The organism is Phenylobacterium sp. (assembly GCF_030651185.1).
In the GTDB taxonomy this organism is placed as follows: domain Bacteria; phylum Pseudomonadota; class Alphaproteobacteria; order Caulobacterales; family Caulobacteraceae; genus Phenylobacterium.
The window spans coordinates 95598-116896 of sequence record NZ_JAUSCJ010000031.1 but is presented as its reverse complement, the minus strand read 5'-3'; the positions used below and the strand labels follow the sequence as shown (position 1 = coordinate 116896).

The following is a 21299-nucleotide window of genomic DNA, read 5'->3' as shown; positions in this document are numbered from 1 at the left end:
CCCTCTCCACCGGGGAATTCAAGGACCTATGCCTAAATCCGAACATCGGCGTCAGCCGTGGGCGCACGCCGGTGTGGCCGCGGTCCTGGCCGTCTTGGCCGGGGGTCAGGCGCAGGCCCAGACCGGTGAGGTGGATGAGCTCATCGTCACCGGCTTCCGCGCCAGCCTGGCCAGCGCCATCGAGATCAAGAAGAAAGAGACCGCCCTCGTCGACGTGATCAACGCCGAGGACATGGCCGACTTCCCCGACCTGAACCTGGCCGAGGCCCTGCAACGGATTCCCGGCGTCGCCATCGATCGGGACGGCGGCGAGGGCCGCTCCATCACGGTGCGGGGCCTGCCGGGGGACTTCAGCCGCGTGCGGTTGAACGGCCTTGAGGCCCTGGCCACCACCGGGGGCAAGGACACCACCGGCGGCGCCAACCGGGGCCGCAGCTTCGACTTCCAGGTCTTCGCCTCCGAGCTCTTCAACCGCGTGACGGTGCGCAAGTCGCAGACCGCCGATGTGGAGGAGGGGTCGCTGGGCGCCACCATCGACCTGGCCACCGCCAGACCGTTCGACAACCCGGGCTTCCACGCTGCGGGGAGCCTTCAATATGGCTACAACGACCTGTCGAGAAAGGCCGACCCCCGTGCCACCGCCCTGATCTCCGACACTTGGTTCGACGGCAAGCTGGGGGCCTTGGTCTCGGTGGCCTACAGCGCGCGCAACATCCTGGAGGAAGGCGCCACCAGCGGTCGCTGGGAGAACCCCTCTGTGCCCACCAACTCGGGCGGCTGCTTCTTGAACGCCGGCGCCTGCAACAGCCCCGCGGGCGTGTACAGTCCAGTCAACTCGGCCTGGCACGCGCGCATCCCGCGCTATGAGCGCCTGACCTACGACTGGCGGCGCTACGGGACCACGGCGGCGGTGCAGTTCGCCCCCACCGAGGCGACCACCTTCACCTTCGATGCGCTGTTCGCGTTGTTCGACGGAACCCGGCAGGAAGAATACCTCACCACCTATCTGACCCGGCTGGAGCAGACTCTGGTCCGCAACCCGGTGTTCGGCGCCCAGAACCAAATGGTGAGCGCGACTTTCGACGACACCGACATCCGCAGCGAGGTCCGCTACGACGAACTCTCCAGCGAGTTCAGCCAGCTATCCCTGCGGCTGGAGCACGAGTTCAGCAGCCGGTTCAAGATGAAGGCGGTGATCGGCCAGTCGCGGTCGATCCAGGACAATCCGGTCCAGACCACGGTCTCCTTCGACCGCTATAATCAGGACGGCTACAGCTACGATTTTTCCGCCAGCCAAACCCTGCCGGTCCTGAACTACAACTTCGACGTCACCGATCCGTCCAACTGGCAGTTCAGCTCCAGCGCGGCCCAGGGTTTCCCGTCCCTGCTGCGCCAGCGGCCCAACAAGACCTCCAACCGCTTCAAGACGCTGGGGGTGGATGGCGAGTTCAAGCTAACCGACGGCCTGACCCTGAAGGGCGGCCTGCTGTTCAAGGACTACCGGTTCGTCACCGCCGACTGGCGCCAGAACACGGTCAACGGCCTACAGGACGCCGCGGTCCCGCTGCCGGGCGTCGCCCTGGCGCAGATCAGCACCTTGGTCAGTGGCTTCGGGCGGGGCCTGGGCGCGCCGGCCGGAACCCCCAACGCCTGGCTGGCGCCGGATGTGGCCAAGATCGCGGCCCTCGTCGATCTCTACTGCAACTGCGTCAACGCCTTTGGCGACTTCCGGGTCAGCACCGACAACCAACGCGCCGCCAACCGCGAAGTTGGCGAGCGGGACCTGGGGCTCTATGTCCAGGCCGATTTCGCAACCTCGGTGTTCGGCATGCCCCTGCGCGGCAATTTCGGGGTCCGGCGCGTGTCCACCACCAGCATCGCCCGCGGCTATGTGGGGACCAACTATGTGGCGGTGTCGCGCAAGTACGACGACACCCTGCCAGCGCTGAACCTGGTGCTGGAGCCGCGCGAGGACGTCCTGGTCCGCGTCGCCGCCGCCAAGGTGATGGCGCGCCCGCAGCTGCCCAGCCTGACGCCGGGCGGATCGATCAACAACACCGCCCACACCCTGACCATCGGCAACCCGCTATTGGACCCGGTCCGGGCCAACACCTTCGATCTCAGCTTCGAGTGGTATCGGGCGAGCGAAACCCAGTTCAGCGTAGGCGTCTTCTACAAGGACCTGCAGTCCTACATTCAGAGCTCGGCCGCCACGATGCCCTACAGCGCCACGGGCTTGCCGGTCAGCCTGCTGACCACGCGCAACGGCCCAGACACCATCTTCCTGGTGACCCAACTGCTCAACACCGCCGGGGGCGAACTGAAGGGATACGAGATCAACCTGCAGGGACCGTTCAGCTTCCTGCCCGCGCCCTTCGACCGGTTCGGCGGCATCGCGAACTACACCCACGCCGACTCCACGGTGACCTACATCACCGACTCCTCGGTGGTCCCGCGGGCGACCACGGTCCTGCCTCTGGTGGGCCTGTCGCCGCGCTCGTGGAACGCGACGCTCTACTACGAGGACACTCGCCTCAGCGCCCGGGTGTCGGCCTCCTATCGTGACGAATATCTGGCCGCGGTCCCGGGCGGCAACGGCAACGACGCCCGGGGCAAGAACAGCACGCTGAACGTCGACTTTTCGGCCAACTACAAGATCAGCGAGCAATTCAGCCTGACCTTCGAGGGGATCAACCTCACCGACGAATTCGAGGACCGCTGGATCTCCATCGAGCGCCGGAACTCCGAGGACTACACCCACACCGGGCGGCAGTTCTATCTCGGGGCGAGGTATCGGTTTTGAGCGAAAACAGCCTGAGGGTGGGGTTCATCGTCGGCAACGACTTCGATCGAACGATCCAGTTTGACCAGGAGGGCGTGGTCCCCCTGCTGGGCAACAATGACGCTGACAAGGTGCTGAAACTGCTGCCTGAGGGTGAGTTCAAATCGGGGCGGCTGCACCTGGGCCCCAGTTATTTCCGCAAGGCGCGCCGGTGGAAAATCGGCGACGTCAGCGTCCTCTGGAACATGGTCTCGGACGCCGACCTGCACCCCCGGACCCTGGCGGTGGTCGAGAAGTTCGCCGCTGAGCTGAGGCTTCCCATCATCGATCCGGGCCGGGCCATCCTGCAGACGCGCCGCCATCAGGTCGCGCTTCGGCTCGCGGGAATCGACAACGTCCACATGCCCAAGACCCTGCTGCTCCACAATCCGACCCTGGATCGCGTGCGCCGGCAGGTGGAGGCCGCAGACTTCCGCTTCCCCGCCATCGTCCGGCGGACGGGCACGCACAATGGCCAGATGCTGGGGCTCGCGCCGTCGCTCGAGGAGATCGAGGACGTCTATGGCGATCGGACCAACGACTACTACCTCACCGAGTTCGTCGACTTCCGGCGCGCCGACGGCGGCTATCGCAAGACCCGCTTCTTCTTCGTGGGCGAAGATATCGTCGTGCGCCAGCACGTGGTCTCGGAAAACTGGAACATCCATGGGCGGTCCGGTCGGGAGATGGGCGATGACTCCCCCCAGCGCCTGGAAGCCAAGGCGATGGTGGAGGGCGGGTTCGCGGGTCTACCCGACATCACCCGCGCCGCCCTGCGAGAGATCGGCGCCCGGATGGGCCTGGACTACTTCGGCTTGGACGCCAGCCTGGACGCCGACGGGCGGATATTGGTGTTCGAGGCTAACGCCACGATGAACTTCCTGCCGAGCGCCGGCCACATGCGCGGGCGCAGCGCTGCGGCCTTGGAGCCGATGCAGAATGCAGTGCGCAAGCTGATCCTGGCCAAGGGCGCTCAGTGCGCGACGAAGACGTAGCGCGCCTTGTCATCGGCCCGCGCCGGGTCGCGGCCCGCCCGGGCCATCCTGGCGAACCCGTCCACCTCGAAGCCGCCGGCCGCCAGCAGATCGGCGATGGCCTGCGGCGTCGCCAGGTCCCAGAGCCGCTCGGTGCGATGCGCCGCATAGGACCTGAGTAGGCCTTCGAACTCGCCGGGCGCGCCAAGGCCAGGAAGGCCGCTTGCGGCGAGCTGCGCCTGGGTGCGGTTCACCCACGCATCTTCATCGCCGGGCGCATCCTCGCGCGCCGCGCCGCTGATCGTCCTGGCCACCAGGATCAAGCGGCCCTTGGGTGTGAGGGCGCGGCGCAGTCGCGTCAGGACCTCGATGCGGTCTCCGGGCGGGACATGGGCGATCATCAGATGCGAGAGTATCAGGTCCCAGCGCCCGGCCCGATCGAGCCGGGTCAGGTCGATCTGTTCCGTCCTGACGCTCATCCGGGCATAGGGGCGCAGCTCGCCGATTACCTCCAGGGGGGTGCGGCAGACATCGGCGACCGTGATCTCCAGGGGGATTCCCGCGGCGGTGCGGACCACGAGGTCCAGGAGGGCGGGATCGGCGGCGCCCGCCACCAGCACCTTGGCCCCTGGGGCGAGAGCCGCGGCGATGCGCGGTTCGAGGTCTGGTCCGTCCGAGGCCAACCCGCCATTCAGCCCGGCGGCCCGAAGCGTGCCCCAGACCCGATGGTAACCGCCGCAGGCCACGCAGTGCCGCGCGCCGTGCCGCCAAGCCGCCTGGGCCAGGCCCGGCAGATCGTCCGGTGCGAGCGGTGCTGTCTTGTCGGTCACGGTTGAAGACGCTCCAGGCCAAGCACCGCGCCTGCGGTGAGCAGGGCGACGAGAGCCGCCTTCGGATAGCCGACCCGGCCCCGCAGCATCAAGGCCGCGCAGACCAGGACCCCAGCCGCCAGCGGCAGGCTGATTAGCCCACCGATCACCAGGGCCCCGACGAATAGGGCCAGGATCGGGCCATCCGGCGCCTCGGCCCACGGCGCGTGTGTCCAATGGGGCCAGACCCGCACCACCGCCAGAGCGGTGGAGACCAGGCCAAGCCCGCCAGCCACATAGAGTATCCCGCCGGCCGTGGTGGGCAGGGTGGTGGCGAAGCCCACGGCCAGGGCGCTCGCCAAGGCGATCAGGCCGATCGCCACCGGTGTCAGGCGCGCGCCGGTCTCCTTCGCCGAGAGGCCTGGCCGGCTCCAGGACGTGGCCAGTATGATCGCCGCAGCCAGCCCAAGGATGATCAGCACGCCGGGCCGGGCGAAGGCGCTCCAGCCATAGACCATGCTCGATCGGATGAGGCCGAGCTCAATGCCAGGCCCCAGCACGAAGCCGAGCAGCAGAGGGGCGCGGGGAACATTGGACCCCTTTAGCAGCAGGCCCAGGGCCGAGAAGACCACCAGCTGCGCCATGGCCGAAACGCCGGGTTGGGTCAGGGCGGTGGCCGCCAGGGCCGCGGCCAGGGCCACGGGGACGACCTGGTCGCGGCGCAGGTTGGCGAACCGCGACATGGCCGGCGCCAGCAACAGGCACAAGGGCACGGCCAACAGGTTGGATGCGATGTTGGACCAGCCCAGCAGGAAAACGAATTCTGGGGTCTTGGTCAGCATGCGAGGGCCCACCTCGATGCCGAGGGTGGCGAAGGCGGCCAGCAGGATGCCCATGCCCGAGGAGCCCGGAATGCCCAGGAAGAGGGTCGGGACCAGGGACCCACCCTCCTTGGAATTGTTGGCCGCCTCGGGCGCGATCACGCCGGCGATGGCGCCTTCGCCATAGGGGATGGCCGTGACATGGGTCTGACGCGCGTGGCCATAGGCGATCCAGACGGCGGCGCTGGCCCCCAAGCCCGGAACGAAGCCCACCACCACCCCGATGATCGAACTGCGCAGCAGCAGCCAGCGATGCTCCACCACCTCCAGGCAGCCCTTTATGACGCCGCTCAACCGGGCCTGGGGCGGATTGGGGTGAAGGGTCGCCGGCTCGCGGGCGCACAGCTCGGGAACCACAAAGAGGCCGGTCACCAGGGCCGCGGCGTTCACCCCGTCCCACAGGCCCAGCAGTCCGAAGGTGAAGCGCGGCACGCCGGAGAAGGGATCGATCCCGACACAGGCGATCAGGATCCCCAGCGTCACCGCCATCAATCCCCCCGCCAGCCAGCCCCCGGAGAGGGCCGCCACCGAAAGTAGGCCGAGCGCCGAAAGGGCCGCGACCTCCGGGGCGCCGATATGGATGATGAGGGCCAGGGCCACGGGCACGGCCATGAACAGGAAGAGGGCGCCTACAAGACCTCCGAAAGCCGAGGCCGAGAGCGTGGCGCCGATGGCCCGGGCGCCTTCTCCCCGCCGCGTCATGGCGTACCCGTCGACGGCGGTGGCCGCCTCGGTGGACGACGTCGGCGTCCCCAGCAGGATGGCCGGGACGGAGCCCGAGGTGTGCACAACCGAGTGGAAGGCGATCAGGAACACCGCTCCGGCGCTCGGTCCGAACCCGACGGCGATCGGCGTCACCAGCATCAGGCCCGCGCGCCCGTTCACCCCGGGCGTCAGACCCGCCAGCAGGCCGGCCAGGGTCCCGGCCAGAAGGGCGGCGAGCGCCGTCGGTGAGGCGACCAGTCCGGCCAGGGCTTCGAAGACGGCCTGCATCAGGCGCCCAGGGCCGCCATGGCGCGGCGGAGCGCGGGCCCCACCGGTGAAGAGGGGGCAAACAGCCGCCTCAGCGTGGCTTCCACCTCAGCGCCGGGGATATGTTCCAGGGCGAAGCCGCGCGCGGTCGCCGCGGTCCGGAACTCCGGGTCGGCCACGGCCTGGTCCAGGCGGGACCGCCACGCGGCCAGGATGCCCGCCGGTGTTCCAGGAGGCAGAGCGAACATGCGTCCGAGGGCGGCGGTGGCGGCGATCAGCGACAGCAGCGCCTCCGCGTCAGGGCCTCTCGCCAAGCCGGCGAGGCCGGGCGCGGTGGCGCTGGCGGGTTCGGTCATGTCGTTGAGGCGCAGGAGGACCTTGGCGCCCGGCGTCTGCAGGATTGGATCGAGACTGGCCAGGTCGCCGATCACGCCGTCGGCCTCGCCCGACAGCACCGCCAGGTTCCGCGCTCCGCCATTGTAGCCAGGGACAGGCTTCAGCCGGGCTCCGGTGAGGAGGCTGACGATCCGCGGCTCGACATAGCTGGAGCTCGAGGTGCTGGACGCCGCCACGATCAGGGGCCGGGTACGGGTCAGGAGCTGATCGAAGGCGGTGACTCCGCTCTGCCGGTTCACCACCAGCACCCTGCGGTCCGCGCCGATCCCGCCGAGCCAGCGGAATTGCGTCAAGTTCAGGGCCTCGTTGGCGGGCGCCAGCAGGTTTTCATAGATCAGCGGCGTGGGTAGGAAAGCGATCATTGAGCCGTCGGCCGGCCCGCTCAGGAGTCGACTGGCAGCTAGTCTGCCGCCCGCGCGGCCTTCGTTCTCGGCCTGGACGGTCAGGCCGGTCAGCCGCTGCAGATGCTGGGCGAGGAGGCGGCTGAAGCCGTCATTGCCGCCGCCCGCCGCAGTGCCGATGATCAGTCGGACGGGCCTGGCGGAGCGGCCCGGCGCGCAGGCGGCGAGACTCGATGCGGCGACCAGCGCCAGGGCCGCGCGGCGTGTGACCTTCTCGATAGGCCACAGGTCGCAGCGCACGATTCTTCTCTCCACTTCAAAGAAGCATGATGCTTGTAAGTAACGATTTTTGCTAGAATTTTTGTGCTAAGCGCGCCGCTGCTCGCCCGTGTCGGCGCTGAAACGGGCCATCTCGATCTGGGCGGCGACCCCAGTGGGCAAGTCCTTGTCGGTGATCAGGGCCAGCCGCTCGATGGCTTCGACGCGGAACTGCTCCACCTGGACCGAGGCGAAGGCGGGCTCGGTCAGAGCATAGGCCAGGCACACCTCCTCGGCCGACCAGCCGTGGGTCTGGTGGAGGAAGGCGTAGGTGCCGGCGCCCGCCAGCGGCTCGGCGCGCTTGAACAGTCCCGTGCGGATCGACCCGCCGCCGCTCGGGCGGCACAGGGCGGCCGGGAAGGGGTCATAGGCGATCATGGTCATGTCGCGGGCCGAGGCGTCCTTGATCCGCCGCCGGGCCTTCCAGTCGGACACCAGGCTGAAGGGGGTGGCCAGGACGTCGAAGAGGCCGCTTGCGAGGCAGGCGTCGATGCTGTCGCCGTCCCCCACCACGCCCATTTGAAGGACAAGGCCGGCGGCTCTCAGATCCGCCAGATAGCCGTGGGCGTCGGGGGCCAAGGTGTCGAAGGCCGCCTCGTCCAGCATCAGGACGTCGAAATAGCCGGCCCCGGTCCGGGCCAGGCCGCCGCGCACGCTGTTGGAGATGGCTTCCGCCGAGAGCGCCTTGCGGGGGTCACCGTGGATGCGCCAGCCGATGGCGATCAGTCGCCGCTCCACCGCGCGCAGCGCCTCGCCGAAGCCCAGCGCCATGACCTCAGAGCCGGCGGTGATCTCGAAGCAGTTGACCCCGCTCTCCATGGCGCCGAACACCAGGGTCCGCCACGCATGCGGGGTGGTCATGTTGGGGGCTTCGCGCAGCAGCAGGCTGATGGCCGAAACCGCCTTGCCGCTCGGGCCGAAGGGACGGTAGCGCATTGCGGCTAACCCGGCGCCTGGGTCTCAAGCGCGAGCGCGTGCAGTTCTCCGCCCATCTTGCCCTTCAGGGCGGCGTAGACGAGCTGGTGCTGCTTGACCCGCGAAAGGCCCGCAAAGGCCTTTGATACGATGCGTGCGCGATAGTGGTCGCCGTCGCCCGCCAGGTCCTCGACCTGGATCTCGGCGTCGGGGAAGCCCTCGCGCAGCGAGGCCTCCAGATCAGCGATGGGCATGGGCATGGGAATCGCGCCTCTCAGAACGTCGTTTCTGCGCTAGAAAGCTTAACAAGCCTTGGATCGGGGGTCAGTTTCATGCTGCGGATGGTCGCGGTTCTCTGCGCGGCCCTGAGCCTCTCGGCCTGTGCCGTTGTGAGTTCCGAACGGCCGCTGTTTTCGATCGCCGACAGCGAGGGCGCGCCCATCCTGAAGCCGGGCCTCTGGGCCCTCCCGGTGGGCGACTGCAAGTTCAGCCTGCGGGTCTCGGCGCTGAAGTGGCCCGACTGCGCCAACGCCACCCTGGTGACCGGCGCCAGCCTGTTCGGCGGTAAGCGGGACGCGGCCGGCGTCTTCCCGCAGGCCATGATCTACCGCCTGGCGAGTGGCGAGCCGGTGATCCTGCAGGTGGAGGCGCCCGCCGACCGCGGGCCTGGCGACCCCAAGGTGATCTATCTCGGCTTACGGCCCCTGGCCTCCGATGGGCAGGGGTTGATCACCAGCGCGCGGGTCTGGCTGGCGCTGTGCGCCCAGCCGCCGCCGATCGACGGGGGCTCTGGCAAACCGACGAAGCTGGCGCCCGGCCTGACCCCGATCAAGGGGCGCGAGGAATGTCGGGCCGCAAGCGCCGTCGCCGTGCGCAACGCCGCGCGCCAGAGCGAGGCCTGGGCGTTCAGCGGCAATGACGATGGCTCCGGCGTGGTCGCCCGCTGGATCCGCGATGGGGACCGGTAGGCCCCTCCAGAAGGAGGGGCCGTGAGGCTCAGTCGATGATGGCCGAGTAGATCAGGCTCTTCAGCTGGCCGCGGAAGTTGAAGGTTCCCGAGGGCATCAGCTGGGTCATGAAGACCACCGATAGGTCTTCCTTGGGATCCACCCAGAAGATGGTGGAGGCAGCCCCGCCCCAATAGTAGTCGCCGGTCCCGAGGGAGGCGGTCTGGGTCTGACTCATGGTCGAGGCGAAGCCCAGGCCGAAGCCCACGCCTTCGTTGGCGGTCTCGGAGAAGCCGCCGATGGCCATCTGGGTCAGGTCCTTGCCGCCCGCCAGGTGGTTCATGTGCATCATCTCAAGGGTGCGCGGGCCGATCACACGGTGACCGTCCAGCTCGCCGCCCCGGCGCAGCATCTCGCAGAAGCGCATGTAGTCGGCCGTGGTGCCGGTCAGGCCGCCGCCGCCGGACTTGAAGCCGGGCTCGGCCGCGAAGGCGCTGGTGACCGGATCGTCGATCACCTTCAGCTTCTTGTCCGGGCCACGCTGATAGTTGGCGCAGAAGCGGTCGATCTTGTCGGCGGCCACGAAGAACGAGGTGTCCTTCATCCCCAGCGGGCCGAAGATCTCTTCCTGCAGGTACTGGGCGAAGGGCTTGCCGGAGATCACCTCCACCAGGGCGCCGCAGATGTCGGTGGCCAGGGAGTACATCCAGCGTTCGCCGGGGTGATAGAGCAGCGGCACTTGGCCGAGCTTGTCCAGGAACTCCATCATGGTGTCGTTGCTTCCGGCGCTGCGCACCTTCAGGCCGCGATAGATCTTGTCCACCGGATGCTGGTCGCCGACGCCGGGCAGGCCGCCGCCGTAGGTGAAGCCGCCGGTGTGGGACAGCACGTCCTTGAAGGTCACCGCCCGCTTGGGCGCCTCAGTGACCATGGCCTCGCCCTCGCCCGAGACCCAGACGCGGTGGGTCTTCCAGGACGGGACATAGCGGCTGACGGGGTCGTTGAGCTGGAAATAGCCCTTTTCGTACAGGGTCATCAGGGCGATCGAGGTGATCGGCTTGGTCATGGAGTAGATGCGGAAGATGGCGTCATCCATCATCGGCTTGTTGCGCTCCAGGTCCATGGACCCGAAGGACTTCAGATAGGCCTGGTGGCCGTGCCGCGAGACGGCGATCTGGGCGCCGGCGATCTTCTGCGGGCCGATATAGTTGCGCTCGATGTGGTCGGTGATGCGTTCGAGCCGACCGGCGTCGAGCCCGGTCCACTGGGATTGGGCGTCCATGAAATGATCCTCCGGAAATCGCGGTTGTTCTAATTGCCGGCATCATGAGCCGTGACGTCGGGGCCGCCAAGGAAATCCTTCGAACGCCTGTTTGGACATAACGATATAAGGATATCTTTATGTCTATCTTGACGAGACTCGCCTCCCGGTCTTGAATGCCAGCGTCGAGGTTCTCCCGGTCTTTCGGGGTCGGGAGCTAAGAGGGAATCCGGTGCGGTGGCCTTGGCCGCCCATGCCGGAGCTGTCCCCGCAACTGTAAGCGGCGAGCCCGCTGTCCGATCTGCGTCACTGGCCTTGCGGCCGGGAAGGCCAGGACAGCCCGCGTCGACCCGTGAGCCAGGAGACCTGCCGCGACAGATAACGTCCTCCGGCGGGGTGTCCGGTCAGGTCGCAAGTCCGTCGCGACCGGCCCCGCCGTCGGCGCGCGCCGGCTCGCGTCTGATCGCCTCGCCATCATCAGAATTGGCAAGGCATCATGACCATCACCGTCGCCACTCTCGGCTTTCCCCGCATCGGCCCGCGCCGCGAACTGAAGACCGCCCTTGAGCGCTACTGGTCGGGCAAGTCCGACCCGGCCGCGCTGCTGGCCGTCGCCGCCGACCTGCGCGCCAGGACCTGGGCGCGGCAGCGGGATCTCGGAGTCGACCACATCCCCAGCAATGACTTCTCGCTCTACGATCACGTGCTGGACACCAGCGCCATGGTGGGCGCCGTGCCGGTGACCTATGGCTGGACGGGCGGCCCTGTGGCGCTGGACACCTATTTCGCCATGGCCCGCGGCGCCCAGAGCGAGGCCGACGGCGCCGACTGCGGCCATCATCACCACGCCATCGACGCTCCGGCCGCCGAGATGACCAAGTGGTTCGACACCAACTACCACTACCTGGTCCCCGAAGTGTCGGCCGACCAGGACTTCGAACTCGCCTCCACCAAGGCGTTGGACGAGTTCGCCGAGGCCAAGGCGCAGGGGATCCATACCCGCCCAGTGCTGCTGGGCCCGGTGACCTTCCTGAAGCTCGCCAAGAGCAAGGACGAGGGGTTCGATCCGCGTTCGAAGCTGGACGCCCTGCTGCCGGTCTACGCCAAGGTCCTGAACCGGCTGGAGCAGCTGGGCGCCGACTGGGTGCAGATCGATGAGCCCTGCCTGGTGCTGGATCTCGACGGGGTCGATCGCGCCGCCCTGCACACCGCCTACCGTGTCCTGGCCCGCACCGCCCCTGGCGTGAAGCTGATGCTGACCACCTATTTCGGCGGGCTGGAGGACAATCTGGAGACCGCGCTGGCCCTGCCCGTCGCGGGCCTGCACATCGACCTGGTCCGCGCCCCGGACCAGCTTGACCGGGTGCTGGCCAACGCGCCAACGGGCCTCGTCCTGTCCCTGGGCGTGGTGGACGGCCGCAATGTCTGGCGCGCCGACATGGAGAAACTGCTCACACGCCTTGAGCCCCTGCTGGCCACCGACCGCCAGATCGTGCTCGCCCCCTCGTGCTCCCTACTGCACACCCCTATCGACCTGGCTCAGGAAAAGGCCATCGACCCCGACGTTGTGTCCTGGCTGGCCTTCGCGGTGCAGAAGATCGAGGAACTGGTCATCTTGGCCGGGGCTCTGAATCAGGGCCGCGCCGCCGTGGCGGGGGCGGTGGCCGCCAGCACAGCGGCGGCCACCGCCCGCAGGACGTCGCCGAAGATCCACGACCTCGCGGTCGCCTCGCGGATGGCCGCCGTCACGCCGGAGATGGCCAGGCGAGCCTCCACCTTCGGCCGTCGCCGCGCGGTGCAGATACCGCGCCTGAACCTGCCGGCCTTCCCCACCACCACGATCGGCTCGTTCCCCCAGACCGAATATGTCCGAAAGGCCCGGGCCGCCCACGACAAGGGCGACCTCACCGACGCCGCCTATGAAGCCTTCCTGCGGGCGCAGACCGCGCGGGCGGTGGCCTGGCAGGAGGAAATCGGCCTCGACGTCCTGGTGCATGGCGAGTTCGAGCGCAACGACATGGTCCAGTACTTCGGCGAGCAGCTCTCGGGCTTCGCCTTCACCAAATACGCCTGGGTGCAGTCCTACGGCTCTCGCTGCGTCCGCCCGCCGATCCTCTACGGTGACGTCTGGCGGCCCCGGCCAATGACCGTGGCGTGGTGGCGCTACGCCCAGGGCCTGACCAGCCGACCGATGAAGGGCATGCTCACCGGCCCGGTGACCATCCTCAACTGGTCCTTCGTCCGCGACGACGTCTCCCGCGAGCTGGCCTGCCGCCAGATCGCGTTGGCCATCCGCGACGAGGTGACGGACCTGGAGGCCGCCGGCGCCGCGGTTATCCAGATCGATGAGGCGGCGCTGCGGGAGGGCCTGCCGCTGCGCCGGGCCGACTGGGACAACTACCTGCGCTGGGCGGTCGAGGGTTTCCGGCTGACGGCGTCGGGCGCGGCCGACCACACCCAGATCCACACCCACATGTGCTACTCGGAGTTCAACGATATCATCGCCGCGATCGGGGCGATGGACGCCGACGTGATCTCCATCGAGACCGCCCGCTCCAAGATGGAGCTGCTCGACGCCTTCGCGAGCTACGCCTATCCGGCCGAGATCGGCCCCGGGGTCTACGATATCCATTCGCCCCGCGTGCCCTCGGTGGCCGAGATGGCCGACCTGCTGCGGGCGGCGCAGTCGCGGCTTTCCATCGGCCAGCTCTGGGTCAATCCCGACTGCGGCCTGAAGACCCGCAAATGGCCGGAAACCCGCGCGGCCCTGGTCAACATGGTCCAGGCCGCCCGGCAGGTGCGCGGGGGCGTGTAGCGCTTCCGATTGCCGGAACGGCCAAGTCGCGCGATGACGGTGGAAACAAGGAATGAGGATCCGCCGATGCAAGCGCTCTACGACCTGGCCGAAACCGTCGGCGCCCAGCTGAAGGCCGCCAAGCAGACGGTGGCCGTCGCCGAAAGCTCGTCGGGCGGCCTGGTGTCGGCGGCCCTGCTCAGCGTCGCCGGGGCCTCGGCCTACTATCTGGGCGGCGGGGTGGTCTATACCGGCAAGGCCCGCATGGTGCTGATGGAGCTGCCGCGCGAGGCCGTGGCCGGCATGCGCTCGGCCAGCGAGCCCTACGCCATGCTGCTGGCCCGCACGGTGCGCGAGCGGTTCGGTTCGACGTGGGGCGTCTCGGAAACTGGCGCGGCGGGTCCCAACGGCAACGGCTATGGCGACGCCTCGGGTCACACCTGCATCGCCATCTCGGGGCCTATCGAGATGGCCATGACCATCGAGACCGGCTCCGATGACCGCAAGGCCAACATGGAGGCCTTTGCCGCCGCGGTGCTGCGGATGCTGGAACGGTCGCTCTCGGAGTAGGTCTTAGGGCTGGCGTGTCGCGCCTCGGATGCAAACACGTCATCCAATTGACTGGCCCAGCCCCCATAGGCGCTATGATCGCGGCGGGAATGGTCGAAGCCTAGGGCCTTGGTCGGCCGAACATGCCGAAACATTTGAAACCTACAAGCGCGACAAAGACGCCGCTAAACGCCGCAGAGCTATGAGCGGCGACCTGCTCGCCGAAACCGCCAAGGTTGGCCGGGCCTTGCGCCTTCCACTGCTGGCCAGTGAAGCGGGGGAGATCGCGCGGGAGGCTGATCGTCGACGTCTGCTAGGAAGCCAACTCCTGGTCGTCGGCACCAATGCGGTTGTGGCCTACAGCCTCGAAGCGGCCGGCTTCATCCGAGAAGCGCCGATGGAAACGCAGGATTTCGACCTCGCCTGGGCGTCGACGGAACCGTCTACGGGCCATCAGGTCGTTTGGGAGATGCTGAAAGCGGTGGACCCCACCTTCACCGTCAACATGGAGCGCGCCTTCCAGGCCAGGAATTCCAAGGCCTATGAGGTTGAACTCCTGGTCGCGCCGTCGCGCTCGAATACCCTTGCGATTAAGGGCAGGCCTCGTCCTGTCCCGCTGCCGGAGCAGGAGTGGCTGTTGAACGGTCGATCCGTCGACCATGTCGCGATCTGCCGGGACGGTTCGCCAGCTCGCATCGTCGCGCCGGACCCACGCTGGTTCGCCCTTCAAAAGCTATGGATGTCGCGCCAGACGAAGCGAAACCCGTTGAAGCAGCGTAAAGATGAGGCGCAGGGCCTGGCAATTCTCGACGCTGTCGTTGTCGCCATGCCCCACTACCCTCTCGATGCGGACTTTGAGGCGAGCCTGCCCCTTGAACTGGTCGAGATCTATTCCGACTGGGACGCTCGCCGACCCGAAACACCGTCACGCAAATGGTGACGCTCGCTGCGCGGCGCGCCCGGTGGAAGACCTAAGGCTAAGGCGGCGCGCTTGGCGTCGCGCCCCTACCCCATATAGCCCGGCATCCACCCCTCGTGGCTGGCCCGCAGGTCCTCCAGAGAGACGCTGAAGATGCCGGCGCAGGCCAGGGCCTTGCCGTCGGCGTGGCCGACGATCTCGGCTACGATGCCGGCGGCGTGGGCGGCCTTCAGCAGCGACAGGGGTTCGGCGACGGCGATCAGGTAGCGACCCTGGTCCTCGCCGAAGAGCAGGGCGTGGTCGGGCAGCTTCGACGGCAGTTCCAGGGTGATGCCCACGTCCGACGCCAGGGCCATCTCGGCGGCCGCGGCCACCAGGCCGCCGTCGGAGAGGTCGTGCGCCACGGTGATCCGGCCGGCCACGATCTCTGCCCGCACGAAGTCGCCGATCTGGCGTTCCATGGACAGGTCCACCGGCGGCGGAGCGCCGTCCTCGCGGCCCAGGATTTCGCGCAGGTACATGCTGGCGCCCAGCTCGCCCTTGGTCTCACCCAACAGCACCAGGGTGTCGCCGGCTTTCATGCTGGAGAAGTCGGCGCGCTTGCTGGAGTCGGCCAGGATGCCCACGCCGCCCACGGTGGGGGTCGGGGGAATGGCCGCGCCGTTGGTCTCGTTGTAGAGGGACACGTTCCCGCTCACGACCGGGAAGTCCAGCACCCGGCAGGCCTCGGCCATGCCGTCGATGGCGCGGACGATCTGGCCCATGATCTCGGGGCGCTCAGGGTTTCCAAAGTTCAGGTTGTCGGTGATGGCGACCGGGTCGGCGCCTACGCAGGTCAGGTTGCGCCAGGCCTCGGCCACGGCCTGCTTGCCGCCCTCATAGGGGTCGTTCTGCACATAGCGCGGGGTGACGTCCGACGTCATGGCCAGCGCCTTCTTGGTCCCGTGCACGCGTACGATCCCGGCGTCGGCGCCGGTGGCGCTGTCCTCCAGGGTGTCGGCCATGACGTGGCGGTCGTACTGCTCCCAGAGCCAGCGCTTCGACGCCATGTCCGGGGCGCTCATCAGCTTCAGGATCGCGTGGCCGTAGTTATCGGGCTCGGGCACCTGGGACGGATCCAGGCGCGGTTGGGCGGCGGTCGGCGTCCACGGGCGGTCATAGAGCGGAGCGTCCTCGAACAGCGGGGCCAGCGGTACGTCGCAGACGGTCTCGCCCTTGTGCTTGAGCACCAGGTGGCCGGTGTCGGTGGTGTAACCGATGACCGCGGCGTCCAGACCCCACTTCTCGAAGATGGCGTGGCCGTCGTGCTCGCGGCCGGGCTTCAGCACCGCCAGCATGCGCTCCTGGCTCTCCGACAGCATCATCTCGTAGGCGGTCATGCCCTCTTCGCGCTGGGGCACCATGTCCAGGTCGAGCTCGATGCCGACCTCGCCCTTGCCGGCCATCTCGACGGAAGACGAGGTCAGGCCCGCCGCGCCCATGTCCTGGATGGCGGCCACGGCGCCCGAGGCCATCAGCTCCAGGGTCGCCTCGATCAGCAGCTTCTCGGCGAAGGGGTCGCCGACCTGGACCGTGGGGCGCTTCTCGTCCGACGCGTCGTCGAATTCCTGGCTGGCCATGGTGGCGCCGTGGATGCCGTCGCGGCCGGTCTTGGAGCCGAAATAGACCACCGCCAGGCCCGCCGAGGGGGCGGCCGAGTAGAAGATCTTGTCGGCGTCGGCCAGGCCCACGCACATGGCGTTGACCAGGATGTTGCCGTCGTAGCCCTTATGGAAATTGGTCTCGCCGGCCACGGTGGGCACGCCGACGCAGTTGCCATAGCCGCCGATGCCGCTGACCACGCCGGCCACCAGGCGCTTGGTCTTGGGATGGCTGGGATCGCCGAACCGCAGGGCGTTCAGCAGGGCGATGGGCCGCGCGCCCATGGTGAAGACGTCGCGCATGATGCCGCCGACCCCGGTCGCCGCCCCCTGATAGGGCTCGATATAGGAGGGGTGGTTGTGGCTCTCCATCTTGAAGATGCAGGCTTGGCCGTCGCCGATGTCGATGACGCCGGCGTTCTCGCCCGGCCCGCAGATCACCCGGGGCCCCTTGGTGGGGAACTTGCCGAGGTGGATCTTGCTGGACTTGTAGGAGCAGTGCTCGCTCCACATCACCGAGAACACCCCCAGCTCGACCGGGGTCGGCTCGCGGTTCAGGCGCAGGAGGATGAGGTCGTATTCCTCGGGCTTCAGGCCGTATTCGGCGGCCGTCTCGGCCAGGGTCTTCGCAGGCTGGGCGCTCATGGCGCGCCTTCTAGCCGGACTCGCGCGCGGTTGCGAGAGGCGCGACACCGCGCCGGCTCGTCGGCGGGCCACCAGACCAATTGTCGCATGACGTGTAGCCGCAGGCCTCTAAGACCTAAAGACGCCCTTAACCTTGACGGCGCAACGGTCCGGCAAGCGGGCCAAACGGCGCCGTGTCACACGAGACCGACTATGGCCCAGCGCACCCTCGACGATCGCCTTCGCTTCATGAAGCTTGACCAGCAGGCCAGGGCGCACATCGCCGGCCTCAAGCCGGTGATCATGCAGGAAGTGGCGGGGGCGCTGGACGGCTTCTACGATCAGGTGCGCGCGACGCCCGAGACCCGCGCCTTCTTCAAGAGCGACGAACACATCTCATCGGCTCAAAAGCGGCAGTTCACGCATTGGGACAAGATCTCCAGCGGCCAGTTCGACAATGACTATGCCAAGGCCGTCGAGTCGGTCGGTGAGGTTCACGCCCGTATCGGCCTGGAGCCTAGCTGGTACATCGGCGGGTATGGCCTGGTGCTGGAAACCCTGCTGGCCAAGGTGATCGAGGCCCGATGGCCCAAGGGCGGGTTCGGGGCCAAGAAGACTAGCGCCAAGACCGTCGGCGCCGAGATCGGCGCCCTGGCCAAGGCCACCTTCCTGGACATGGACATCGCTATCTCGGTCTATCTCGATGCGCTGGAGACCGCGCGCCGGCAGGCCGACGAGGAGCGCCGCCGCAGCGAGGAGGAGCAGTCGACCCTGGTGGGCGCCCTAGCCGCGGCCGTCAGCCAGCTGGCGGGCGGCGATCTCACGGCGGCGATCAAGGTTGAGGTCGACCCCAGCTTCCAGACGCTGAAGGACGACTTCAACAACGCCATCTCAGGCATCTGCGCGACAATGGGGTCGATCGCCAATTCCACCACCTCGGTGCATGGCGGCGCCGACGAAATTGCCTCGGCCGCCGACGACCTGTCGCGCCGGACCGAGCACCAGGCCGCGAGCCTGGAAGAGACCGCCGCGGCGCTGGATGAGATCACCGCCACCATCCGTCAGACCGCGACGGGGGCCAAGGCCGCCGCCGCTGTGGTGCTCGCCGCCCGCGGCGACGCCCAGGCCAGCGGCGATGTCGTACAACAGGCGGTCGCGGCCATGAGCGAGATCGAGAAGTCGGCCCAGGAGATCAGCCAGATCATCGGGGTGATCGACGAGATCGCCTTCCAGACCAACCTGCTGGCCTTGAATGCGGGCGTTGAAGCCGCCCGGGCGGGCGAGGCCGGGCGGGGCTTCGCGGTGGTCGCGTCGGAAGTCCGGGCGCTCGCCCAGCGCTCGGCAGAAGCGGCCAAGGAGATCAAGACCCTGATCGGCGCCTCCAGTCAGCAGGTTAGCACCGGCGTCCAGCTGGTGGGCCAGACCGGCGACGCCCTGCAGCGTATCGTCGACCGGGTCGCCGAGATCGACGGCATGGTGGGCGAGATCGCCGCCACCGCCCAGGAGCAGGCGGTGGGCCTGGCCCAGGTCAACACCGCGGTGAACCAGATGGACCAGGTCACCCAGCAGAACGCGGCCATGGTGGAGGAGACCACCGCCGCCGCCAGCAGCCTGAAGAACGAAGCCGGCGAGCTCACCCGGCTGATCAGCGGATTCCATACGGGCGCCCGTTCAGCGCCAGTGGCCAGCGCCGTGCAACGCCGCCGGGCCGCCTAGACCGTGGGGTCGGTCGCGCCTCGGCGTTGACTGACCCATCGTAACCGCCGTCTTCTGCGCCCGTGACGTGGCGCGGCGAACGCGCCCGGGAGGGACGCGTGATGTCGGCTAAGCTTTCGGCGCTCTTGAGCGCTGCGGTCGTGTTTCTGGCCGGGGCCGCTCAGGCGGCGCCGCATTACAAGGCCCAGATCTCCCGCACCGCCTATGGCATCCCGCACATCAGCGCCGCTGACTATGGCGGGATCGGCTATGGCCAGGCCTACGCCTTCGCCCAGGACAATCTGTGTCTGCTGGCCGACAAGGTCGTCACCGTGAACGGCGAGCGCTCGAAGTACTTTGGCCCGGACGGCGTCACCACCGTCGCCTTCGCCGAGACCAAGAACCTGGAGGCCGACTTCTTCTTCCGCGCCAACCTCGACGTTGCGGCCCTGAAGACGAATTTCGGCAAGCTCTCGGCCGACTACCGCAACCTCGTCCTGGGCTATGTCGCCGGTTACAACCGCTTCCTGCGCGAGACGCCCAAGGCCAGCCTGCCCGCCGCCTGCCGGGACGCCCCCTGGCTGCGTCCCATCACCCTCGACGACATGCTGCGCCTCAATGAGGAGCGGATGATCCAGGCCAGCGGCGGGGCGTGGCTGCGCCAGATCAACGCTGCGGCCCCGCCGACCCTGAAGGCCCAGGCTTCGCTCGATGCGCCGGGCCTGCCCATCGAGCCCGAGCAATTCGGCCTGGGCAGCAACGGCTGGGCCTTCGGCCGCGACGTGACGGCCAACGGATCCGGCGTGCTGCTGGGCAATCCTCACTTCCCCTGGGAGACCACCAACCGCTTCTACCAGGTCCACCTGACCATCCCGGGCAAGCTGGACACCATGGGGGTGACCATCGGTGGCGCGCCGGGCATGTCCATCGGCTTCAACAAGGACGTGGCCTGGACCCATACCGTCTCCACCGACCGCCACTTCACGGTCTTCGAGCTCAGCCTCGATCCCGCCGATCCCACCGCCTATTTCGTCGACGGCAAGCGCCTGACCCTGGCCACCAAGGCGGTGACCGTCGAGGTCAAGGACGGGGCTCCGCAGACCCGGATGGCCTATGCGTCGATCTACGGGCCCATGGTGGTCATGCCCCAGGTGGGCATGGCCTGGACCGCCAAGACCGCCTACGCCCTGCGCGACGCCAACAAGAACAATGTCCGCTCCGGCGACACCTGGCTGGGGATCGCGCGCGCCGGCTCGGTCGAGGAGATCAAGGCTGGGATCAGCAAGACGCTGGGCATTCCGTGGGTGAACACCATCGCCAGCGACCGCAAGGGCGACGTGCTCTATGCCGACATCACCGCCACCCCCAATGTCATCGCCGACCTCGCCAAGACCTGCGCCCCGCCGTCCGGCGTGGGGCCGATGGCCGCCAGGGCGCGGATCTATGTGCTGGATGGCGCGCGCGGGGCCTGCAATTGGCAGGTCGCGGCCGGAACCCCCGCGCCGGGGCTGATGCCGGGCGAGGCCATGCCCGCCATGATCCGCACCGACTATGTCGCCAACAGCAATGACAGCTACTGGCTAGCCAATGGCCGCGCGCCGATGGCCGCCTTCCCGCCGATCGTCGGCCCCACGGCCAATGTCCAGAACCTGCGCACCCGCTCAGGGCTGATGGAGATCGAGGCCCGCCTGGCCGGGACCGACGGCCTGCCGGGCAAGTCCGTCGATCCGGCGGCGGTCTGGGCCATGCTCTACGCCAACCGCAACCTGGCCGCCGACCTGGCCATCCCCGACCTGCTGAAGATGTGTGCTGAGGCGCCGAGCGGGACCAGCACGGCGGGCAAGGATGTCAGTCTCGTTGACGCCTGCACGGTGCTCTCTCAATGGGACCGGCGGATGAACGTCGACAGCCGCGGCGCCCATCTGTTCGTGGAATTCTGGCGCAAGGCCGAGCGCATCCCGGACCTCTGGGCGACGTCCTTCGACGCCACCGATCCGGTCCACACGCCGCGCGGCCTGAACGGCATTGCTGCGCCCAAGCTCAAGACGGCGCTCGCCGACGCCGTCGAACTGCTGGCCGCCAAGGGTGTGGCCCTCGACGCCCCCTGGGGCGAGGTGCAGTACGCGGTGCGCGGCGACCAGAAGATTCCGGTCCATGGCGGCGAGGGCGGTGACGGCGTGCTGAACGCCCAGCAGTCGGCCTGGGTCGGGTCGGGCCTCGTGCCCTTCCACGGCTCCAGCTACATCCAGGTGGTGACCTTCGACGCCAAGGGGCCGGTGGCGGACGCCATTCTCACCTACGACCAGTCCACGGACCCGGCCTCACCCCACTATGCCGACCAGTCGCGCCTGCATTCGAAGAAGGGTTGGGTCCGCCTGCCGTTCTCCGCCGCCGAGATCGCGGCGGACAAGGGGCTGAGAGTGACGACGATTTCCGAGTAGGG

At 68.1% G+C, this 21299-nt stretch carries 15 protein-coding genes and 1 riboswitch; of the genes, 8 read left to right on the top strand and 7 right to left on the bottom strand.

Annotated elements, in window-relative coordinates; all coding sequences use genetic code 11:
* Positions 1-28: 28 nt before the first annotated feature.
* Positions 29-2803 (top strand): TonB-dependent receptor, encoded by a 2775-nt coding sequence (locus Q7J39_RS15515; RefSeq protein WP_304827002.1) that lies wholly within the window; start codon positions 29-31, stop codon positions 2801-2803.
* Positions 2800-3816, top strand: coding sequence for a RimK family alpha-L-glutamate ligase (locus Q7J39_RS15510; protein WP_304826999.1), 1017 nt, complete (start codon positions 2800-2802; stop codon positions 3814-3816). The genes Q7J39_RS15515 and Q7J39_RS15510 overlap by 4 nt, the downstream gene beginning before the upstream one ends.
* Here the strand turns inward: Q7J39_RS15510 and Q7J39_RS15505 are convergent.
* The 5 genes from Q7J39_RS15505 to Q7J39_RS15485 all read right to left on the bottom strand — a co-directional run bounded on the left by Q7J39_RS15505 (position 3795) and on the right by Q7J39_RS15485 (position 8687).
* A complete protein-coding gene (locus tag Q7J39_RS15505; protein ID WP_304826996.1) occupies positions 3795-4625 on the bottom strand; it encodes a bifunctional 2-polyprenyl-6-hydroxyphenol methylase/3-demethylubiquinol 3-O-methyltransferase UbiG in 831 nt (276 codons plus the stop codon). The genes Q7J39_RS15510 and Q7J39_RS15505 overlap by 22 nt on opposite strands.
* Positions 4622-6478 carry a tripartite tricarboxylate transporter permease gene (locus tag Q7J39_RS15500; protein WP_304826992.1) on the bottom strand — a complete coding sequence of 619 codons (1857 nt, stop codon included), beginning with the start codon at positions 6476-6478 and terminating at the stop codon, positions 4622-4624. The genes Q7J39_RS15505 and Q7J39_RS15500 overlap by 4 nt, the downstream gene beginning before the upstream one ends.
* Positions 6478-7494, bottom strand: coding sequence for a tripartite tricarboxylate transporter substrate-binding protein (locus Q7J39_RS15495; protein ID WP_304826989.1), 1017 nt, complete (start codon positions 7492-7494; stop codon positions 6478-6480). Before Q7J39_RS15495 ends, Q7J39_RS15500 begins: the two co-directional genes overlap by 1 nt.
* A gap of 66 nt (positions 7495-7560) precedes the next feature.
* A complete protein-coding gene (locus Q7J39_RS15490) occupies positions 7561-8448 on the bottom strand; it encodes an aldo/keto reductase (RefSeq protein WP_304826987.1) in 888 nt (295 codons plus the stop codon).
* 5 nt (positions 8449-8453) lie between these two features.
* Positions 8454-8687: a BolA family protein gene (locus tag Q7J39_RS15485; RefSeq protein WP_304699239.1), complete on the bottom strand. Its 234-nt coding sequence runs from the start codon at positions 8685-8687 to the stop codon at positions 8454-8456.
* A gap of 72 nt (positions 8688-8759) precedes the next feature.
* On the opposite strand from Q7J39_RS15485, the gene Q7J39_RS15480 reads away from it, so the two are divergent.
* A complete protein-coding gene (locus tag Q7J39_RS15480; RefSeq protein ID WP_304826983.1) occupies positions 8760-9395 on the top strand; it encodes a hypothetical protein in 636 nt (211 codons plus the stop codon).
* 28 nt (positions 9396-9423) lie between these two features.
* Here Q7J39_RS15480 and Q7J39_RS15475 read toward each other — a convergent pair whose 3' ends face one another.
* The gene (locus Q7J39_RS15475; RefSeq protein ID WP_304826980.1) at positions 9424-10656 is read right to left on the bottom strand and encodes a serine hydrolase; all 1233 of its coding nucleotides are present in this window, start codon (positions 10654-10656) and stop codon (positions 9424-9426) included.
* Between the two features lie 150 nt (positions 10657-10806).
* Positions 10807-11024: riboswitch (cobalamin riboswitch) on the top strand.
* A 107-nt stretch (positions 11025-11131) separates the two neighbouring features.
* On the opposite strand from Q7J39_RS15475, the gene metE reads away from it, so the two are divergent.
* The 3 genes from metE to Q7J39_RS15460 all read left to right on the top strand — a co-directional run bounded on the left by metE (position 11132) and on the right by Q7J39_RS15460 (position 14918).
* Positions 11132-13450: a 5-methyltetrahydropteroyltriglutamate--homocysteine S-methyltransferase gene (gene metE, locus Q7J39_RS15470; protein WP_304826977.1), complete on the top strand. Its 2319-nt coding sequence runs from the start codon at positions 11132-11134 to the stop codon at positions 13448-13450.
* Between the two features lie 66 nt (positions 13451-13516).
* Entirely contained in the window at positions 13517-13999 is a 483-nt protein-coding gene (locus Q7J39_RS15465) for a CinA family protein (RefSeq protein ID WP_304826974.1), read from the top strand.
* A gap of 181 nt (positions 14000-14180) precedes the next feature.
* The gene (locus Q7J39_RS15460) at positions 14181-14918 is read left to right on the top strand and encodes a GSU2403 family nucleotidyltransferase fold protein (RefSeq protein WP_304826971.1); all 738 of its coding nucleotides are present in this window, start codon (positions 14181-14183) and stop codon (positions 14916-14918) included.
* 65 nt (positions 14919-14983) lie between these two features.
* Here Q7J39_RS15460 and purL read toward each other — a convergent pair whose 3' ends face one another.
* Complete coding sequence (purL, locus tag Q7J39_RS15455) at positions 14984-17182, bottom strand: phosphoribosylformylglycinamidine synthase subunit PurL (protein WP_304826968.1); 2199 nt, start codon at positions 17180-17182, stop codon at positions 14984-14986.
* A 192-nt stretch (positions 17183-17374) separates the two neighbouring features.
* Between purL and Q7J39_RS15450 the strand changes: the two genes are divergently transcribed.
* On the top strand, positions 17375-18877 hold the full coding sequence (locus Q7J39_RS15450) for a globin-coupled sensor protein (RefSeq protein ID WP_304826966.1): 1503 nt from the start codon (positions 17375-17377) through the stop codon (positions 18875-18877).
* 101 nt (positions 18878-18978) lie between these two features.
* Positions 18979-21297, top strand: a complete 2319-nt coding sequence (locus tag Q7J39_RS15445) for an acylase (RefSeq protein ID WP_304826962.1) — start codon at positions 18979-18981, stop codon at positions 21295-21297.
* Positions 21298-21299: the final 2 nt, after the last annotated feature.